A 17,270-nucleotide genomic window follows, 5' to 3' on the forward strand; every position below is an offset into this window, starting at 1 on the left:
AGTATGTGCGGCTGTTAATGCAAACCAGTTGCAGTTGCACAAGAAGACGAAGAACTCGAAAAAAACCTGAATCTACCGTGAAATTATTTCCTGACTGCCGTCATCGAGGGTGCGCACAGCCACCGGCAGAATGCTCGGCAAGGCCCGCAGTAGAGCGTCGGTGTCGTCGGACTTGAACACGCTGGTCAAACGCAGATGACCCACAGCAGCGGTGTCGACCCGCAGCGGTTTAGCGCGATAACGTGACACTTCTTCGGCAACGTCCGTGAGGCTGGCGTTGTTGAACACCAGTTTGCCGCTACGCCAGGCGGTCAATTCGTCGGCATTGATCGGGTACGCCGCCGCGACGTTGCCCTGGGCATCGACCCGAGTGCCCTGGCCAGCGGTCAGGCTGACGAATTGATCACCCGGCGCTTCACGCCCCTGGACCTTGACCGTGCCCTGCTCCACCGCGACGCGGGTTTGCGTGGCGTCGCGGCGCACGTCGAAGCGCGTGCCAGTGACCGTGACCTTGCCGACATCGGTGGTGACCACAAAGGGTCGCGCGCTGTCGTGTTCGACGCTGAACATCGCCTCGCCTTCGCTAAGCTCGATGCTGCGCTGGCCTTTTTCGTAGTTCACTTGCAGGCGGGTGCGGCTGTTGAGGTCGATCACCGAGCCGTCGGGCAACGCCACGTGCCGACGCTCGCCGAGGGCGGTGGCGAACTGAGCGCTGTAATTCGATGTGTGATTCAAACCGCTGAATAAGCCCACACCAAGCGCCACGGCCAGCACACTGGCGGCCACCGCGTAACGTAATAGCGAGCGGCGTTTGGCGCGGGTCGGCGGGGTTTCGCACAGCGCATACAGGCGCGCCTCGGGCAACAGATCGGTGGCGCTCCACAGCCCCTGCAGCACTTCGAATTCTTCACGGTGTTGCGGGTCCGCGCACAACCAGGCTTCAAAGCGGCGCTGTTCTTCGACGTCCACCGCCGGTTCCTGCAGGCGCACGAACCAGCGCGCCGCTTCATCGCGAACCGATGCTTGCCCGTGATCCATCATGGAAAGTCCTGTTGGGCTGGGGAATGAAGTAGAGAGACCGCTCACGGGTGCAATCCGTCGAGGCGGTCGCGCAGATGCCGCAAGGTGCGGATCATATACTTTTCCACCATGTTCTTGGACAGTCCCAGGCGTTCGGCGATTTCCGCCTGGGTCAGGCCTTCGATCTTCTGCCAGACAAACACCTTGCGGCAGTTGACCGGCAGTTCCTTGAGCGCCCGTTCGATGGAGTCAGCCAACTGGATCGCGTGCATGTAATGCTCCGGGTCGCCGGACGATGACTCACCTGGATTGATCGCCTCCATCTCCATGGCGCCCCGCCGATCCTCGCGCCGATAGCCGTCGACCGCGATGTTGCGCGCTGTCTGGTGTAAATACGCCCGCGGCTGCTGCACCGCCGCCGAATCGGATTCGAGCACCCGCACGAAGGTGTCGTGGGCCAGATCCTCGGCCTGCGAACGGTTGCGCAGGCGTCGGGTCCAGGTGCCGACCAACTCTTCGTAATGCTCGAAAAAACCATGTCTGCGGGGCAGCTTGGGCGTCATGGCAGTGCGCTGTGGAAACGGGGCGTGAATAGTAATGCTTCCTATTAAGCCCGGCAATTCATTCCTAGTCGGGCCGACCAGCCGCGTTTGTACACGGCCAATCTAGATCGGATTACTCACCACCCGTAATGCCAGACCCTCGTAAGCATCGAGGTTGATAGTGAATTCGCCTTCAGCCGTCAGGTCGCCCTCCACCCGTTCGTTGATGATGTCCACCACCGGCCCCGGTGCGATGTCGGGCAGGTGCAAGGTTTCGGTGATCGGTTCGGCGCTGAAGTTCAGCGCGGTGATTTGCGTGCCTTTACCGGCCGGCAACTCGTGAACCATGATCAACAAGCCCGGATGCTCAACGTCGGGAATCAGAATCTGCTTGCTCGCGGCGATGTCGTAGGCGCGGCGCACGGCGAGGAGTTTCTTCAGTTGCGAAGCGAAGGATTCCGGGTCGGCTAACTGCGTTGGCAGGCTGCCGTACAGAGATTTCGAACGCGGCATCAGCCCGGCAGACAGTTCGGCGTCAGGGTTGAGGTCGACCAGATCGTAAGCGCCGCGATGGATCCAGCGGGTGTCGCCGTCGAGCATCAGGTGTGCCACTTGCTCCGCTGGCAGCGGCAAGGCACCGACCAAATCCCAGCCCGACAAGGCAAACACCCCCGGCTGCATGGCGTTGTACATCGCCAGCAGCAAATGCACCTGGCGGATTTGCTTGATGTCAGCGTCGGTGATCGCGTCCAGGTCGCGGATACCCAGCGCGGCGGTAATGATGCTCGCGGTGGTGCACGACACGCCGTTGGTCACGAACTTGAGGTTGTACGGCGCGTGCTCGCCAGACAGGCGTTCATACATTTGCTCGCGGATGTGCTCGCGCAGGATGTTGCCGGGGAAGGTCTGGCCCTGATACAGAAAGGTGTCGTGGGCGTGCAGCGTCCAGAAGTGCACCAGTTCCAGAGTCAGCTCATCGTGATTCTGCAACGCGTGGATCAACGACGCCGGGTCAATGCCATAGGCGTGGACCTGGCGCAGCATCAGCCGCAGGAACTCGGCATCGCCCATCAGCAACGCATGCTGGTAGGCCGGGCGCGTGATGAAGTCGTAGGACAGGTCGGCGCCGCCGTGGGACATGGAGGCGATGTCGTCGATGGTCAGGTTCAGTTCCTGGAAACTAAAACCGCCAGCCTTGCGGATCGCCCCGGCGAGCAACTGGTTGCCGGTGATCGACAGCGGATGGCTTTCCGACCACGCGGTGCCGTCGAGCTTGCGCTCCACGCCGAGGAAGCCGTTGGCGTCGAGGCGCAGGATCTTCGCGCCCATCACATCGATGGCATGCAGCGCGTCGCCGATGATCATCTGTTGCGCGGCGAAACTCGGGTCCAGCCAGTTCAGCGACGGCTGGCCTTCCTTGAAGTAATGCAAATACACCCAGCGGCGCGCCTTGCCGTCGACGCCGACCACCACCGGGGTGGCGCTCCAGTCGGTTTCCTTGATGCCGGGCTCGAAGAAAATCACCCGTTGCAACTGGCCGACGATGTAGTGCTTGTCGCGCAGGGCATCAACCTGCATCGGGCTGAGGTTGTGCGCGTCGCGGCCCGGCGGGATCTCCGGCAGCAGCGGCCAGTCTTCTTCGCGGATTTCCACCATGTGGTAAAGGCCGGGGTAATCGCCGTAGGCCATTTCCGCCAGGCGCCAGTCCGCGCCTTTGCCGGTGTGCGACGGGATCACGTCGTCGACGATCACCGCATTGTGCGCGGCGGCGATGCGGCTGAGGCTTTGCAGTTCGGCCTCGGTGCCCAATTCCGGGTCGATGCCGAAACTGATGCGGTCGAAATTGCCGTCGATAGTCGGCGTGTGGGTGCGTCCCTGCAGTCCGCCGGAAGTTTTCAGCGGCCCGTTGTGAATGCCCTGGATGCCGATTTCCGACATGGCATGCCACAGAGTTTCATCACCCAGGGCCTGCAACACCGTGCCACCTTCGGTGGTGACGATCGACGCCGGGTACGCGGTAAACCACACCGACGCCAGCGCTGAAGCATCGCGCGGACGGGTGTGGGCGAAGGGTTTCTGCCAGAGGCGGCCCTGGCCCGAGTAGAGCCTGGCGCGTTCGCGGGCGGCGGCGAGCATCGATTGCTGCTCCAGCCATTGCACGTATTGCGGGTCCGGCGTGGTCATAAACGGGGTTACCTGAGGCGAGGGGCTGTGTGCATCTGAGGTCGACGGATGACCGATCGTTCCCAGGCCGAACGATCTTCACACAGCAAAAAGCCCGGATGCGCCGGGCTTTTGGGGTGGAGCGGTAACTGCGTGGATCAGTAACGCTGGTATTTCGAACCGAATTCAGCGCGGTTGTCAGCGACCAGCACACCGTTGATGGCGGCATTGGCCGGGTTCAGCGAAACGCGGTTCTGTTGCAGACGATCAGAACCACCTTCGGCGACTTGGTTGCCTTTCAGACGATCCGAACCATCGGCGGCGACTTGGTTGCCTTTCAGGCGATCCGAGCCATCGGCGGCGATGCTGTTGGCTTTCAGGTGGTCGGAACCGTCAGCGGCAACGCGGCTTTCGATCAGGCGATCCGAACCGCCTTCAGCGATCATGGTGCGGGAAGTGGCGGCAAACGCATTAACGGCGAAGAGCGAGAAAGCGATGCTGAGGATGATTTGGCGTTTCATGTCTGTGTACTCCAAAGGGTTCTAAGCGGGAATGACGCTAGTGTTAGGCCGCGAGGTTTTTTTGAGAACTTCATTGGCGTGATGGTGACTATCGACACCAGCAATGCGCGGCAATGAAGAAAAAAACGGGCGCGTGAGATGCGGCTCACGCCCCGTCCAAACGCAACACGGTCAATACAGTTCTTTATGCAAGCGATCTGAGACGCTCAGGTCGGCGACATATTCCATGGCCGCTGTTTCACTAAGCTGGCCGAAGGTCATGGCGATGCTCACCAGCGCCTGTTCGATCGCTCGTTCCAGGTTGTTTTTGTTACCGCACAGGTACAGGTGCGCGCCTTGGCTAAGCATCTGCCAGAGGTAAGCGCCGTGTTCGAGCATGGCGTCCTGCACGTAGTAACGACGGTCGCTGTCGCGGGAGAACGCGGTCAGCACCTGGTCGAGCACGCCTTGCTGCTGCCAGGCCTCCAGCCGCGCTTGATAGAGAAAGTCCGAGGCGCGACGGCGGTCGCCGAACACCAGGCAGGTCGGCGCGGTGCGGCCCTGTTGCTGCACTTGCTCGAGCAAGGCGATCAGCGGTGCGATACCGGTGCCGGTGCCGATCAACAGCAGCGGATGATCGACCTGGCGCGGCAGGTGGAAACGCGGATTGCTCCGCGCAAACACGCGCACTTGCGGCTGGCTGCCGGCCAGATAACCGGTGGCGGTGCCCAGGCGTGGACGCTCGTCGAGGGTGTAGGCCACTTCACGAATGCACAGGTCGACGTAGTTCGGGTTGTCGTGGGAAGCAATCGAATAGGCGCGCGGCAGGCATGTCGGCAGCCATTCGGCCAGCTCCTCCAGACTCAATTGACTTGGTGCGCAGAAATCCTTGAGCACATCCAGCACATCCTTGCCGTAGAGGTAGGCTTCAAGCTCTTTGCGGCTGCTGATTTTCAGCAAGCCCTTAAGGGTTTCATGCTGGCTGGTCTTGGCCAAATCGCGCAGCAGCGATTTGCCGAGCTGCCGCAGTTCCTTGGTGGCCAACAGCGCCTGAGCGTCGTCGCGGTTGAACCACTCGCCGATCTGCGCCAGCAGCTGTGGATCGTTGTCCGCCAGCACATACAGGTTATCGCCGGCGCGGTATTTGATGCCGCTGCCCTCGATGTCGAGCCTGATCTGGTGGGCGAACGGCGCGCCACCATTAAGCCGCGTGCGAGAAATCACCCGCGCCGGCCACGCGGCGTTTTCGCCGTAGGCAGTGACTTGCAGATGCAACGTCTGGCCGGCGCGATGGTCGCCGTTGAGCACCGCGCCGAGGGTCGCGCTCCAGGTGTCGAAGAAGCCCTCGAAATCCGTGTCGGCGTCCACCCGATTGATCACCGGTTGCGCCCGGCGCGCCAGTAACGCGGCGTCCAGCGCTTTGGTGAAACCACAAAAGGTCGGGTAAGCCGTATCGCCGAGACCGAAGATGGCGTAGCGCACGTGGCTTAGGTCCACTTGCTGGTTGAGATGGTCGAGAAAGCGTTCGGCGTTGGCCGGTGGCTCGCCGTCGCCGAAGGAACTGCTAAGGATCAGCAGGCGATCACGGGCGGTCAGCGTGGTGAGGTCGAGGTTGTTCAGGTCCTGCACGGCCACTTCATACGACTGCAACAGTGGCAGACGCAACAGACGCTGCGTCAGCCCTTTTGCATTGCCGGACTCAGAGCCATAACCGATCACGATGCGTTCGATTAACTCTGCCATGGCGGCTTACCTGTCGTAGTGTTCGTCGAATTGCTCTTTGCAGAATTCCAAGGCTTCGAAGTCGCTCATCAGGTCATTGATCACCCGGCGGATGCTGATGTACTCGACTATGTTGCCCTGCTCATCGAACAGCGGCTGCACGGTGGTATCGACCACGTACAGGCCACCGCCCTTGCCGACGTTGGGAATCACGCCGCTCCAGATCTCGCCCTTTTTGATGGTGTCCCACAGGTTTTTGTAAACCGCTTTCGGCACCGAGGCGTGCCGCACCAGGCTATGGGGCTGGCCGAGCAATTCTTCACGGCTGTAACCGGTGAGTTTGCAAAACAGGTCGTTGACGTAGGTGATGTTGCCTTGGAGGTCAGTGGTGGAAATCACCATGACGTTGTCCAGGGCACTCAAAACTTTGGCGTTGATGGCTTGCATGGATTTGCCTCTTTAAGGTTGTGGAAATGTCTAAAAAGCGTTGGGGCTGATTCACCGCGGTGAATGCCTGTTATCTGCAATGAACAATTCAACTTCCATGCCTTATTTTTTATTCTTATTTATCAGTAAGTTAATAACTTTAAGAGTCATATAGACACAATCTATAAATAGTCATAAGGACTTTTATTGTAGTCATTAGGACTCTGTCAGCAGACGCTTAACCAGCCGCCGAATCACTGGCGCCGCGAGAATCACCACCGGCAACATCAGCGTCCAGGACAGCGCCCACGCGCTGAGCCAGCGGCTCGCAAATGCGCTGTCGAAAGTATGGGGATGGGTAGCGATGGCGGCCGCGACCGAGCAGGTCAAGCCGGACTGCACGACACCAAAGACAAAGTGCTCATAACGTGCCGGGATTTTCATGGTGAGCCTCTCAGGAAAGCGCTCGTCGAGCGGCCAGGCGCGATGCCCGGCCGCTCTTATCGGATCAAGCCTTCAGCGCAGCGCGCGCCTGTTGCAGCCGAGCGACGGTTTCTTCCGTGGTCCACAAACCGTGGGCAAGGAAGCGGTAGTTGATGATCGCTGCGAGGTAGCCGTCGCCATCCGGCAGACGCGGGCCGGCGGTGGCGTCACGCACCACAACGATTTCAAAGCCCTGCTCGAGCAATTCGCGCAAGTGCGATTCGACGCACAGGTTGGCGGCCATGCCGGCCAGGATGATCTGCGACACGCCCTTCTTGCGCAGTTGCAGGGCCAGGTCGTTGGTTTCCGGACCGTAGACCTTGTGCGGCGAGGCGATGATGGTTTTGCCGTCGAGAATGTAAGGCTTGTAGATCTCCAGGAAATCGGCGCCGGAGCCTTCGAAATCTTCCAGGGTGTTCGGTCCTTTGCGATCGAACATGCAGATGCTGTGCATGACTTTTTCCAGCGGCCCGCCGAAATGCCAGTCGTGGTCGTGCGGGTAGTAATAGTGCGGCGACACGGCGACTGGGAGCTCCAGATCCTTGGCGGCTTTGAACAGTTTTTCCAGATTCTCGACCGTGTTGTTCTCGACGATGCTCTCGCCGAACACCGCCCAACTGGCGCCGGTAGGGCTGAGGAAATCGTTCTGTGGATCGATGACCACCAACGCGGCTTTTGCCAGGTCGAGTTGAAAACCAGTGGCCGGCAGTGCGGGTTCAGCGGGGTCTGCGTAGAGGTTGCTCATGGCGATTTACCTGTGAGGTTTTGCGTGGGGAAACGGAGGTTGGTTAACAATATAAATGACCAGTCGGCTTATTAAAGGAACAAAAAAAACTCACTCCAATAACCGTGGCAAAACGATGGAAACGAAACGCTGCAACGGTGCGCCGTCCTGCAAGACCTTGCCGCGCATCACCGCGCCTTCCCAGCCTTCGACGATCACGCAAGCCAGTTCTTCGGCGTCGCGTTCCTCAGCCAGCTCTCGGCGTTGTTGCGCTTCGCGCAGGCAGCTGGCGAGCAAGCCTTCCCAGCGCGCCAGCACGTCGGCCAGACGTTTGCGGGTCTGCTCGCTGCCGTTGGACATTTCCAGCGACAGATTGCCAATCAGGCAGCCCAGGCTGTATTCATGCTCGCCGTGCTCTTGCACCAGGGCCTGAAAGAACTGGCTGATACGCTCCAGTGGCTTGACCCGCGCGTCGTAGAAAATCGGCCCGTGACGGCTTTCGATCGAGGTCCAGTACTCCTCGAGGATCTCGGCGGCGAAATCTTCCTTGCTGGCGAAGTAGTTGTAGAACGAGCCCTTGGGAATCTCCGCCGCAGCGGTAATGTCCTGCACGCCACAGCCGTTGAAGCCACGGTCATGGACGACCTGACGACCGATCGACAGTAAACGGGATCTGACTTCGAGGTTGACCGGGCGAGCCATGTGGGGAGCATCCATCAGTGAGAAAGTTTTAACAAACTAACCGGTCATCTATTATTGGTCAACTGTTCATTTGAAAACGTGCGCAAAAAAAGGACCCGCAAGCGGGCCCAAAGTAAGGAGTCGGGGTGATCACATGAAATGGTTGTGGCGGTTTATTCCTCCGAGGCCACCAGACGCGCGCCCTTGCGGCTGACCTGCTGACCGACTTCAAAACGCGCATTGGGCGAACGCACAGTGCTGATGTCGCCGTGCGCGTCTCGCACTTCATAAGCGGTGTCAGTCTTGCCGCTGGCCTCCTGCACCGAACTACCGGCGAAGAACCCGGCACCCGCACCGATCAGCGCGCCAATTGGCCCGCCCGCTGCGCCGACCATCATCCCGGTCAACGCGCCGTAGCCTTTGCCGGCAGTGGTGTCGGGGACTTCGCGTATTACTTGGTCGGCCTGACACAGCGGAGACAGCAACGCACATAAGGTGAAGCTGAGAACGATTGAACGATACATGACACGATCCTTTGGCGATTTAGCGTGACGTTCATCGTTACACTCCACAAACCGTGCCAATAAATAAATATATGAAATTCAAAAACTTAAAAGCTCACAGAGTCATAAAGACCCATATCTGAAAAGGTCTTAAGGACACTAATAAAGTCAATATGACCTAGTAGTATTCTGCGCCGACTTATCGCCACCCCCTTCGTCGATCAAGGGCATCCTTCAAGAAAATGACCGGCACCACGCCCGCCGCCTCGCTCAAATAAACAACTGACCACTGACCTGAAAAAGCAATTGCGACAAAATATGACATACGTCATATTACGCCCGTAATAACTACCGCTTCCCTCAGGTAACCGCCATGACCAGCATGCCCGCCGTTGAATCCGACCTCGCCGTGCGCCCCGCTCGCCCGCCGCTGCTCAAGCGTCTGCTGCTGGGCGGAGTGACGCTCGTCGTGCTGATTGGCTTGGGGATGTACGCAGCGCACTGGTGGAGCATCGGGCGTTTTATTGAGGAAACCGACGACGCCTACATCGGTGGCGACGTGACGGTGATCGGGCCGAAAGTGGCCGGTTACATAGAAGAAGTGCTGGTCACCGACAACCAGCGGGTCAAGGCCGGTGACGTGTTGATTCGCCTCGATGCTCGCGACTACCGCGCCAATCTGGCCAAGGCCGAGGGCGCGGTGGCCGCTGAGGAGGCGCTGCTGGCTAACTTGGATGCCACCGAACAACTGCAGCACGCGGTGATCGGCCAGGCCCGCGCCGGCATTGACGCCACCGGCGCGGAAACCGCCCGTTCGCGGGACGACAATGCCCGCTACAAACGCCTGGTCAGCAGCAACGCGGTGTCAGTGGAAAGCGCCCAGCGCGCCGACGCCACTTTCAAAACCGCGCAAGCCCAAGGCGCGCGGGCGCAGGCGGAACTGCTTGCCGCACAACGCCAACTGAATGTGATCGACACCCAGAAACAACAGGCCCGCGCCGCGCTGATGCAGGCCCGGGCCGAACGTGATCTGGCGCAACTGAACCTCGGCTACACCGAATTGCGCGCCCCGGTGGACGGCATGATCGGCAACCGCCGCGCGCGAGTCGGCGCCTATGCCCAGGCCGGTTCGCAATTGCTGTCGGTGGTGCCGGCCAGCGGCCTGTGGGTCGACGCCAACTTCAAGGAAGACCAACTGGCGCGGATGACCGCCGGGCAACGAGTGATCGTTAAGGCCGACGTGTTGTCCGGTCAGGTGTTCCACGGCCGGGTCGACAGCCTCGCGCCGGCCACCGGTTCACAGTTCAGCGTGCTGCCGCCGGAGAACGCCACTGGCAACTTCACAAAGATCGTGCAGCGGGTGCCGGTGCGCATTCGCCTCGACCCGGCCGATGGCGTACTCGGGCACCTGCGCCCCGGACTGTCGGTGACCGCTGAAGTGGACACCCTGACCGCCGCCGAATCGAGTGACGTCGCCGTCACCCAGGCCCAGCGGTAATGAGCGCCACCCTCACCGCCAGCGCCCAGCCATTCAGCGCGGCGAGCATGACCACCGGCGCCAAGGTCTTCGCCTTCGCCTCAATGTGCATCGGCATGTTCATCGCCCTGCTGGACATCCAGATCGTCTCCGCTTCGCTGCGCGATATCGGCGGCGGACTGTCCGCCGGCACCGACGAAACCGCATGGGTGCAGACCAGTTACCTGATCGCCGAAATCATCGTGATCCCGTTGTCCGGCTGGCTGTCGCGGGTGTTCTCGACACGTTGGCTGTTTTGCGCGTCGGCCGTGGGTTTTACCTTGACCAGCCTGCTGTGTGGCATGGCCTGGAACATCCAGAGCATGATTACTTTCCGCGCGCTGCAAGGTTTTCTCGGCGGTTCGATGATCCCCCTGGTGTTCACCACCGCGTTCGTGTTTTTCAGCGGCAAGCAACGGGTGATCGCCGCCGCGACCATCGGCGCCGTGGCGTCGCTGGCGCCGACGTTGGGCCCGGTGATCGGCGGCTGGATTACAGACATTTCGTCCTGGCACTGGTTGTTCTACATCAACTTGGTGCCCGGTATTTTTGTCGCGGTGGCGGTGCCGATGCTGGTAAAAATCGACCAACCGGAGCTGTCGCTGCTCAAAGGCGCGGACTATCTGAGCATGGTGTTCATGGCGCTGTTTCTCGGCTGCCTGGAATACACCCTCGAAGAGGGCCCGCGCTGGAACTGGTTCAGCGACAGCACCATCCTCACCACGGCATGGATTTCCGGGCTGGCCGGCCTGGCATTCATCGGCCGGACGTTGTATTCGGCCAATCCGATCGTTGATCTGCGCGCCTTGAAGGACCGCAACTTCGCCCTCGGCTGCTTCTTTTCGTTCATCACCGGGATCGGCCTGTTCGCCACCATTTACCTGACGCCGCTGTTCCTCGGCCGGGTGCGCGGCTACGGCGCGCTGGACATTGGCCTGGCGGTGTTCTCCACCGGGGTGTTCCAATTGATGGCGATTCCGCTGTATGCCTTTATGGCCAACCGCATGGATTTGCGCTGGATCATGATGACCGGCCTGGGGTTGTTCGCGTTGTCGATGTGGGATTTCAGCCCGATCACCCATGACTGGGGCGGCAAGGAATTGATGCTGCCGCAAGCCCTGCGCGGGATTGCCCAGCAATTGGCAGTGCCACCGACGGTGACCCTGACCCTTGGCGGCCTGGCGCCAGCGCGGCTCAAGCATGCGTCGGGGTTGTTCAACCTGATGCGCAACCTGGGCGGCGCGATTGGCATCGCCGCCTGCGCGACCATCCTCAACGACCGCACCAACCTGCACTTCACCCGCTTGGCCGAGCACCTCAACAGCAGCAACGAGGCGCTCAATCAATGGTTGTCCCAGGTCGGCAACAACTTCGCCAGCCTTGGCCAGAGCGGTGACGCCGGGGTCACCGCCAGCCTGCATCAGCTGTGGTCGCTGACCTACCGCGAAGCGCAGACGCAAACTTACGGCGATGCGTTCCTGATGATCATGGTCTGTTTCATCGTTGCCACGGCGATGGTGCCCTTGATGCGCAAGGTGCAACCGCCGGCCGCGCCGTCAGCCGATGCGCACTGATCACGCCTCAGGCATTTTGCGAAAGCCAATCGCCAGGCGATTCCAGCCGTTGATGGCGTTGATCGCCACGGTCAGGTCCACCAATTCCTTGGCGCTGAATTGTGTGCTGACTTCTTCAAAGACGTCGTCCGGCGCGTGGGTTTCGCTGATCAGGGTCATGGCGTCGGTCCAGGCCAGGGCGGCGCGCTCGCGGTCGCTGAAGAACGGCGCTTCACGCCAGGCACTCACAGCGAACAAACGGCGCGGGGTTTCGCCGTCCTTCATCGCGTCGGCAGTGTGCATGTCGATGCAGAACGCGCAGCCGTTGATCACCGAAGAGCGCAGCTTGACCAATTCAATCAGGGACCTTTCCAGCGGCAGCTTAGTGACCGCGTTTTCCAGGGCCAGCATGGCTTTGAAGGCATCCGGCGATGCGGTGTAGAAATCGATACGAGGTTGCATGGTTGCTCCAGGGCAAGTGGGGATGCCGCTACGTTAGTCCGGCCGGGGTTTTGCACAAATAGCCAATAATCCCGAAGTCGAGGAGACCACCTTCCATCGCCGACAGCGCCCAACACGCGTGGCGGGCGAAATAAAGTGCAAATGAGAATTGCCAGCGCTCGGTACTGGCCACTAGAATGCGATCAATTCTTAATTGCACTCAGGCCAGGATGCCGGACACGAGTATCTGTCTCCCATGTCGTCACTCGATCAGCCTCTGAATCAGCAAATCCACGCCCTGTACAGCGAACACCACGGTTGGCTGCAGGGTTGGCTGCATCGCAAGCTCGGCAACCGCTGCGATGCGGCGGACCTGGCCCACGACACCTTCCTGCGCCTGCTCACCCGCCAGGTGGTGCGGCCGCTGGGCAGCGAACCCCGCGCACTGCTGACGCACATCGCCAAAGGCCTGGTGATCGACCGCTGGCGGCGCCAGGACCTTGAGCGCGCCTACCTGGAAACCATCGCGCACCTGCCGGCGGCGGAAGTGCCGTCGCCGGAAACCCGCCTGCTGATTCTCGAAACCCTGTGGCGCATCGAAGCGTTGTTGCGCGAGCTGCCCGCCGCGACCCGCGACACCTTCCTGCTGTCGCAGATCGAAGGCTTGACCTACGCGCAGATCGCCACGCGCCTGAACGTCTCGCTGATCACTGTGAAACGGCACATGCGCGCTGCGTTCATCGCTTGCCTGAGTGTCGCCTGATGAACCCATCGATGATCAACCCACAGATTCTCGGCGAAGCCGCTGACTGGCTGGTGCAACTGCATTCCGGCAGCGCGACGCCGGCCGATCATCAGGCGATTGCGCAATGGCGCACCCGCAGCGCCGAGCACGCCCAGGCCTGGCAACGCGCCGAAGCGATCCTCGGCGACTTCCGCAACGTGCCCGCGAACCTTGCCGTGCAAACCCTCAAGCGTGCGTCACGCAAGGATGGCCTGAGCCGCCGCCAGACCCTCACTCGCCTTGGCTTGCTGTTGATGGCCGGGCCGTTAGGCATCGCCTCGCAGCATGTGCCGTGGCAGCAATGGACCGCCGACCAGCGCACCGCCGTCGGCGAGCAGAAACACCTGCCATTGCCCGACGGCAGCCAACTGCTGCTCAACACCGACAGCGCGGTGGACATCGCTTTCAGCCCCAGCGAACGGCGGGTCACGTTGCTCAATGGCGAGGTGCTGATCAGCACCGCCCAGGATCCCGCCGCCCGCCCCTTTATCGTCGAAACCCCGCAAGGCACCGCGCGCGCATTGGGCACACGGTTTTGCGTGCGCATCAACGGTTCGCGCAGCCAGGTCTCGGTGCTCGAAGGGCGGGTGCAAATCACCCCGCAACTGTTGCAGCACAGCGCCATGCTTTCGGCCGGCGAGCGCCAGAGCTTCAAGCTCAATCGCTTCGAAGCACTGGAACGTTTCGACACCGCTGCGCTGGCCTGGGACAAGGGCATGCTGCTGGCCAACAACATGCGCCTGGACGAATTGCTCGGTGAGTTGGGGCGTTACCGGCCGGGGGTCTTGCGCTGCCATGCCGACGTCGCGGCGATCCGCGTTTCGGGCTCATTTTCCCTGCGCGACACCGACGCCAGCCTGCGCCTGCTCAGCGATACCCTGCCGCTGAACATCAGCAGCCTGACGCGCTACTGGCTGTCGGTGGAACCCCGCGCCTGATCGCAATGGCCGTGGCCTCAGGCCCGGTGCCGTAACCAGTCCAAAAAGCCCCGTTTCTGCGCGACCTTCGGGGTTTCCCGCGTGAAGGCTTCGGCCGAGTGCATGCGGAAATCCAGCAGCGCCTTCATCGCATCGTTGATGTCGTGCCGGGCATCCAGGCACGGTTTAAGGTAGGACTTCTCGATGCGGTACAGGGTGCAGAAAGTCTTGGCGCTGAAGTCCGCCGGCACCGAACTGTCCGACAGAATCCCCGCCTCGCCGATCACCTCGCCCGGCCCCATGCGTCCAGCCTCGAACTTGGTCCCGCTGCGGCTGAGGGCCACCGAGACCACGCCGGATTCGATGATGAACAGATGGTCGCTGACCTCGCCGCCCGGCAGGATCATCTCGCCCGCTCGGAAGGTTTGCAGGGTCATGTTCTGGCTGAAGGTTTCCTTTTCTTCCTGGCGCAGCGTGGAGAAAATCGTCGAGCTTTCCAGCAAGGCCCGAGGTCGTGACACAGCGGCTGGCGGTTCAGTTTCGACGTTCGACAGTAAGCGGATGCCGGACGCCTGCAAATGCCGGTAAGCCAGGTCGTACAGTGAGTTGCACACCGCACGCTTCTGGTCCATCGACGCTACGAACCCTTTGATTTCGTATTCCACGCCTGCACTGCTGGCGCTTTTCACCGCCACCGACGGCCCCGGCTTGCTCAACAGAAAACGGCAGCCCTGCATCGCCCGTTCCAGCGCTTCGATGACCACATTGGGCCGGGCGTGAGGGCTGACTTGCAGACTGATGGACACGCCGAACATGTCGCTCGGGCGGCTGAAGTTGATGATCTTGGCCTTGGCCGCCAGCGAGTTGGGGATCACCGCCATGGCGCCTTGTGAGGTTTGCATGCGCGTGGCGCGCCAGTCGATGTCGATCACCCGGCCTTCGGTGCCGTCGATGGCGATCCAGTCATCGATCTGGTACGGCTTGGTGGTGTTGAGAACGATGCCCGAGAACACATCGCTGAGGGTGCTTTGCAGCGCCAGGCCGACGATGATTGCCACCGCGCCAGAAGTGGCGAGCACGCCCTTGACCGGCAGGTCGAGGACGTAGGCCATGGCAGCAATAATGGCGATCAGGAAAATCACCGCACCGAGCAAGTCCTGAAGCAAGCGCCCGGTGTGCCCGACCCGCTGCATCATCACCGTGCCGATCAGCACCGTCAGGGTCCGCGCGGCGAACAGCCACCAACCGATCTGCAACGCCGTGGCTGCCAGGTGCAACGGCACGTTGTCGGGGAACGGCGCGGCCTGCATCGGGTTAAGGCCTTCGTTGAACAGCAACACGCTGTACAAGCCGAAAATCCCCACCCGCGCCGCCAGTTTCCAACGGTTGCCGCTGGCACTGAGCAAACGCCACAGCACCATGTCGATCAGGATCAGCACCATGGCGCTTAGCAGCGGATGGTCGGTCAGCACAGGCAGCATCAAGCAACTCCAGCAAAGGCCAATGGCGCGAAGATCGCACAGATTGGCTCAGTGTAGGAGGGTTTGATTTAAGGGAATGCGCACAATCTTGAAAACACTCGGAAAGCCTGTGGGAGCTGGCTTGCCAGCGATAGCGAACGGTCAGCAACCATTACTATGACTGACACCGCGCTTTCGCAAACAAACCCGCTCCCACCAGAGCCGTTACTGGTTCATCCGCCCAAACCGCCCCGACTGAAAATCGGCAAACGCCTGGTGAATTTCCTGCTCGCTATTCATCACGAACGGGCCGTGGCCGACGATGGGCTCGTCGATCGGCTCGCCGCTGAGCAACAGCACCATAGCGTCGTCTTCGGCTTGCAGCGTCAGTTGATCGCCTTCACGCTCCAGCAGCACCAATTGACCAACGCCAGCGGTGGCATCGCCGTTGATCCGCACCGAACCGCGCAACACCACCAGCGCCGTGTTGCGCCCCTCGTGCAAGTCGAGCGTGACCGGTTGGCCGGCGCGCAGGCGCAAGTCCCACAGATCGATCGGTGTGAAGGTCCGGGCCGGACCTTGCTGGCCGTTGAACGAGCCGGCAATCAGGCGCAACCGACCGGCGTCGCCCGGCAGGGCAATGCTAGGAATGTCGCCGTCGAGAATGTTCTGGTAAGCGGCCGGGGCCATTTTGTCCTTGGCCGGCAGATTGACCCACAACTGCACCATCTCCATGGCACCGCCCCGTTGCGCGAACGCTTCGGAGTGAAACTCTTCGTGAATGATCCCCGCCGCCGCCGTCATCCATTGCACATCGCCCGGGCCGATGACGCCGCCACCGCCGCTGGAATCGCGGTGTTCCACCTCACCGTCGTAGACGATGGTCACGGTTTCAAACCCACGGTGCGGGTGCTGGCCGACGCCACGACGCTCGGTGGTCGGGGTGAATTGCGCCGGGCCGGCATGGTCCAGCAACAGGAACGGGCTGATGTGCTGGCCAAGTTCATCGTAGGAAAACAGTGTGCGAACCGGGAAGCCGTCGCCGACCCAATGGCCGCGCGGGCTCGGGTAAATACCGATGATGTTTTTCATGCGGACGCTCCAATAGTGGTTAAGCCATGGATAGAGCTTAAAACTGAAACCAATCGAACGCTAGCCCGCAAAAATCAGCCTGATCGTTCTACTGTTAGAACGATGAATCATCGGCTGGCGGAGTTTTTATTTCGGACATAATATCGATCAGGATTACGCTGATAATTTTCTCTCCACTGCGAGGTGCCTGTATGCCAAACCCTGACCGCGAAATAACGCTGGCCCGCTGGATCGCCGAGGAGCAAGCGATGCGCGCCCGCCTCGCCGGCCCTGGCAGCCTGTCGATGGCGCAAGTCCGCGACCTCACGCCGCAGGAGTTCTTCGATGGCATTGGCAGGGGCGAACTGCCCTCGCCGCCCATTGGCACCTTGATGGACTTTATCCCGCTGGAATGGTCGCCCGGTCTGTTCCTGTTCCAGGGCACGCCGGACGCCCGTCACTACAACCCGCTGGGCAGCGTGCACGGTGGCTACGCGGCGACGTTGCTGGACTCGTGCATGGGTTGCGCGATCCACACGCAACTGAAAAAAGGCCAGGGCTACACCACGCTGGATCTGCGCATCAGCTACGTCCGCGCCCTCAACAGTGCCAGCGGCCCGGTGCGCGCCGAGGGCAAAATCGTGCACCTGGGGCGCTCCACGGCGCTGGCCGAAGGGCGAATCTACGATGTCGACGGTCGCCTGTACGCCACCGGTTCGACAACCTGCATGATTTTCGAGCCGCGCTAGGATGTTATAAAACCG

Annotated in this window: 18 protein-coding genes; 5 read left to right on the plus strand and 13 right to left on the minus strand. The window is 61.1% G+C overall.

Annotation, left to right across the window (positions count from 1 at the left end; all coding sequences use genetic code 11):
• Positions 1–72: 72 nt before the first annotated feature.
• From RG836_RS00830 to RG836_RS00875, 10 genes are all read right to left on the minus strand, one after another.
• Positions 73–1,038, minus strand: a complete 966-nt coding sequence (locus RG836_RS00830) for a FecR family protein (RefSeq protein WP_310842479.1) — start codon at positions 1,036–1,038, stop codon at positions 73–75.
• A gap of 44 nt (positions 1,039–1,082) precedes the next feature.
• Positions 1,083–1,583 carry a sigma-70 family RNA polymerase sigma factor gene (locus RG836_RS00835; protein WP_310842481.1) on the minus strand — a complete coding sequence of 167 codons (501 nt, stop codon included), beginning with the start codon at positions 1,581–1,583 and terminating at the stop codon, positions 1,083–1,085.
• Between the two features lie 102 nt (positions 1,584–1,685).
• Positions 1,686–3,746: a maltose alpha-D-glucosyltransferase gene (gene treS, locus RG836_RS00840; RefSeq protein WP_310842483.1), complete on the minus strand. Its 2,061-nt coding sequence runs from the start codon at positions 3,744–3,746 to the stop codon at positions 1,686–1,688.
• A gap of 137 nt (positions 3,747–3,883) precedes the next feature.
• Positions 3,884–4,246, minus strand: coding sequence for a hypothetical protein (locus RG836_RS00845; protein WP_310842485.1), 363 nt, complete (start codon positions 4,244–4,246; stop codon positions 3,884–3,886).
• A 171-nt stretch (positions 4,247–4,417) separates the two neighbouring features.
• Positions 4,418–5,968: a diflavin oxidoreductase gene (locus RG836_RS00850; protein WP_310842487.1), complete on the minus strand. Its 1,551-nt coding sequence runs from the start codon at positions 5,966–5,968 to the stop codon at positions 4,418–4,420.
• 6 nt (positions 5,969–5,974) lie between these two features.
• Positions 5,975–6,394: a PAS domain-containing protein gene (locus RG836_RS00855; protein ID WP_310842488.1), complete on the minus strand. Its 420-nt coding sequence runs from the start codon at positions 6,392–6,394 to the stop codon at positions 5,975–5,977.
• Between the two features lie 195 nt (positions 6,395–6,589).
• Positions 6,590–6,817, minus strand: coding sequence for a DUF2798 domain-containing protein (locus RG836_RS00860; RefSeq protein ID WP_310842489.1), 228 nt, complete (start codon positions 6,815–6,817; stop codon positions 6,590–6,592).
• A 64-nt stretch (positions 6,818–6,881) separates the two neighbouring features.
• A complete protein-coding gene (locus tag RG836_RS00865; RefSeq protein ID WP_310842491.1) occupies positions 6,882–7,601 on the minus strand; it encodes a cysteine hydrolase family protein in 720 nt (239 codons plus the stop codon).
• Positions 7,602–7,691: 90 nt separating this feature from the next.
• Positions 7,692–8,282, minus strand: a complete 591-nt coding sequence (locus tag RG836_RS00870; protein ID WP_310842493.1) for a TetR/AcrR family transcriptional regulator — start codon at positions 8,280–8,282, stop codon at positions 7,692–7,694.
• A gap of 152 nt (positions 8,283–8,434) precedes the next feature.
• Positions 8,435–8,785: a hypothetical protein gene (locus RG836_RS00875; protein WP_310842494.1), complete on the minus strand. Its 351-nt coding sequence runs from the start codon at positions 8,783–8,785 to the stop codon at positions 8,435–8,437.
• Between the two features lie 352 nt (positions 8,786–9,137).
• On the opposite strand from RG836_RS00875, the gene RG836_RS00880 reads away from it, so the two are divergent.
• Entirely contained in the window at positions 9,138–10,262 is a 1,125-nt protein-coding gene (locus RG836_RS00880) for an HlyD family secretion protein (protein ID WP_310842495.1), read from the plus strand.
• The gene (locus RG836_RS00885) at positions 10,262–11,854 is read left to right on the plus strand and encodes a DHA2 family efflux MFS transporter permease subunit (protein WP_310842496.1); all 1,593 of its coding nucleotides are present in this window, start codon (positions 10,262–10,264) and stop codon (positions 11,852–11,854) included. The genes RG836_RS00880 and RG836_RS00885 overlap by 1 nt, the downstream gene beginning before the upstream one ends.
• Here the strand turns inward: RG836_RS00885 and RG836_RS00890 are convergent, their stop codons facing one another.
• Positions 11,855–12,295 carry a carboxymuconolactone decarboxylase family protein gene (locus RG836_RS00890; protein ID WP_310842499.1) on the minus strand — a complete coding sequence of 147 codons (441 nt, stop codon included), beginning with the start codon at positions 12,293–12,295 and terminating at the stop codon, positions 11,855–11,857.
• A 235-nt stretch (positions 12,296–12,530) separates the two neighbouring features.
• Here RG836_RS00890 and RG836_RS00895 point away from each other — a divergent pair, with 235 nt between their 5' ends.
• Both RG836_RS00895 and RG836_RS00900 read left to right on the plus strand, forming a co-directional pair.
• A complete protein-coding gene (locus RG836_RS00895) occupies positions 12,531–13,037 on the plus strand; it encodes a sigma-70 family RNA polymerase sigma factor (RefSeq protein ID WP_310842501.1) in 507 nt (168 codons plus the stop codon).
• A complete protein-coding gene (locus tag RG836_RS00900; RefSeq protein ID WP_310842502.1) occupies positions 13,037–13,996 on the plus strand; it encodes a FecR family protein in 960 nt (319 codons plus the stop codon). Before RG836_RS00895 ends, RG836_RS00900 begins: the two co-directional genes overlap by 1 nt.
• Positions 13,997–14,013: 17 nt before the next feature.
• Here the strand turns inward: RG836_RS00900 and RG836_RS00905 are convergent, their stop codons facing one another.
• Positions 14,014–15,456: a mechanosensitive ion channel family protein gene (locus RG836_RS00905; protein WP_310842504.1), complete on the minus strand. Its 1,443-nt coding sequence runs from the start codon at positions 15,454–15,456 to the stop codon at positions 14,014–14,016.
• Between the two features lie 204 nt (positions 15,457–15,660).
• The gene (locus tag RG836_RS00910) at positions 15,661–16,527 is read right to left on the minus strand and encodes a pirin family protein (RefSeq protein ID WP_310842506.1); all 867 of its coding nucleotides are present in this window, start codon (positions 16,525–16,527) and stop codon (positions 15,661–15,663) included.
• A 191-nt stretch (positions 16,528–16,718) separates the two neighbouring features.
• Here RG836_RS00910 and RG836_RS00915 point away from each other — a divergent pair, with 191 nt between their 5' ends.
• Complete coding sequence (locus tag RG836_RS00915) at positions 16,719–17,255, plus strand: PaaI family thioesterase (protein WP_310842508.1); 537 nt, start codon at positions 16,719–16,721, stop codon at positions 17,253–17,255.
• The last annotated feature ends 15 nt before the right edge of the window (positions 17,256–17,270 follow it).

Source organism: Pseudomonas rhizozeae, from assembly GCF_031583775.1.
GTDB lineage: Bacteria > Pseudomonadota > Gammaproteobacteria > Pseudomonadales > Pseudomonadaceae > Aquipseudomonas.

Excerpts from the sequence above, each read along its gene's own strand:
- RG836_RS00845 (WP_310842485.1), bottom strand. The coding sequence starts at position 4,246 with ATGAAACGCCAAATCATCCTCAGCATCGCTTTCTCGCTCTTCGCCGTT.
- RG836_RS00850 (WP_310842487.1), bottom strand. The coding sequence starts at position 5,968 with ATGGCAGAGTTAATCGAACGCATCGTGATCGGTTATGGCTCTGAGTCC.
- RG836_RS00890 (WP_310842499.1), bottom strand. The coding sequence starts at position 12,295 with ATGCAACCTCGTATCGATTTCTACACCGCATCGCCGGATGCCTTCAAA.
- treS (WP_310842483.1), bottom strand. The coding sequence starts at position 3,746 with ATGACCACGCCGGACCCGCAATACGTGCAATGGCTGGAGCAGCAATCG.
- RG836_RS00875 (WP_310842494.1), bottom strand. The coding sequence starts at position 8,785 with ATGTATCGTTCAATCGTTCTCAGCTTCACCTTATGTGCGTTGCTGTCT.
- RG836_RS00865 (WP_310842491.1), bottom strand. The coding sequence starts at position 7,601 with ATGAGCAACCTCTACGCAGACCCCGCTGAACCCGCACTGCCGGCCACT.
- RG836_RS00915 (WP_310842508.1), top strand. The coding sequence starts at position 16,719 with ATGCCAAACCCTGACCGCGAAATAACGCTGGCCCGCTGGATCGCCGAG.
- RG836_RS00900 (WP_310842502.1), top strand. The coding sequence starts at position 13,037 with ATGAACCCATCGATGATCAACCCACAGATTCTCGGCGAAGCCGCTGAC.
- RG836_RS00860 (WP_310842489.1), bottom strand. The coding sequence starts at position 6,817 with ATGAAAATCCCGGCACGTTATGAGCACTTTGTCTTTGGTGTCGTGCAG.
- RG836_RS00885 (WP_310842496.1), top strand. The coding sequence starts at position 10,262 with ATGAGCGCCACCCTCACCGCCAGCGCCCAGCCATTCAGCGCGGCGAGC.
- RG836_RS00855 (WP_310842488.1), bottom strand. The coding sequence starts at position 6,394 with ATGCAAGCCATCAACGCCAAAGTTTTGAGTGCCCTGGACAACGTCATG.
- RG836_RS00905 (WP_310842504.1), bottom strand. The coding sequence starts at position 15,456 with ATGCTGCCTGTGCTGACCGACCATCCGCTGCTAAGCGCCATGGTGCTG.
- RG836_RS00830 (WP_310842479.1), bottom strand. The coding sequence starts at position 1,038 with ATGGATCACGGGCAAGCATCGGTTCGCGATGAAGCGGCGCGCTGGTTC.
- RG836_RS00880 (WP_310842495.1), top strand. The coding sequence starts at position 9,138 with ATGACCAGCATGCCCGCCGTTGAATCCGACCTCGCCGTGCGCCCCGCT.
- RG836_RS00870 (WP_310842493.1), bottom strand. The coding sequence starts at position 8,282 with ATGGCTCGCCCGGTCAACCTCGAAGTCAGATCCCGTTTACTGTCGATC.
- RG836_RS00895 (WP_310842501.1), top strand. The coding sequence starts at position 12,531 with ATGTCGTCACTCGATCAGCCTCTGAATCAGCAAATCCACGCCCTGTAC.
- RG836_RS00835 (WP_310842481.1), bottom strand. The coding sequence starts at position 1,583 with ATGACGCCCAAGCTGCCCCGCAGACATGGTTTTTTCGAGCATTACGAA.
- RG836_RS00910 (WP_310842506.1), bottom strand. The coding sequence starts at position 16,527 with ATGAAAAACATCATCGGTATTTACCCGAGCCCGCGCGGCCATTGGGTC.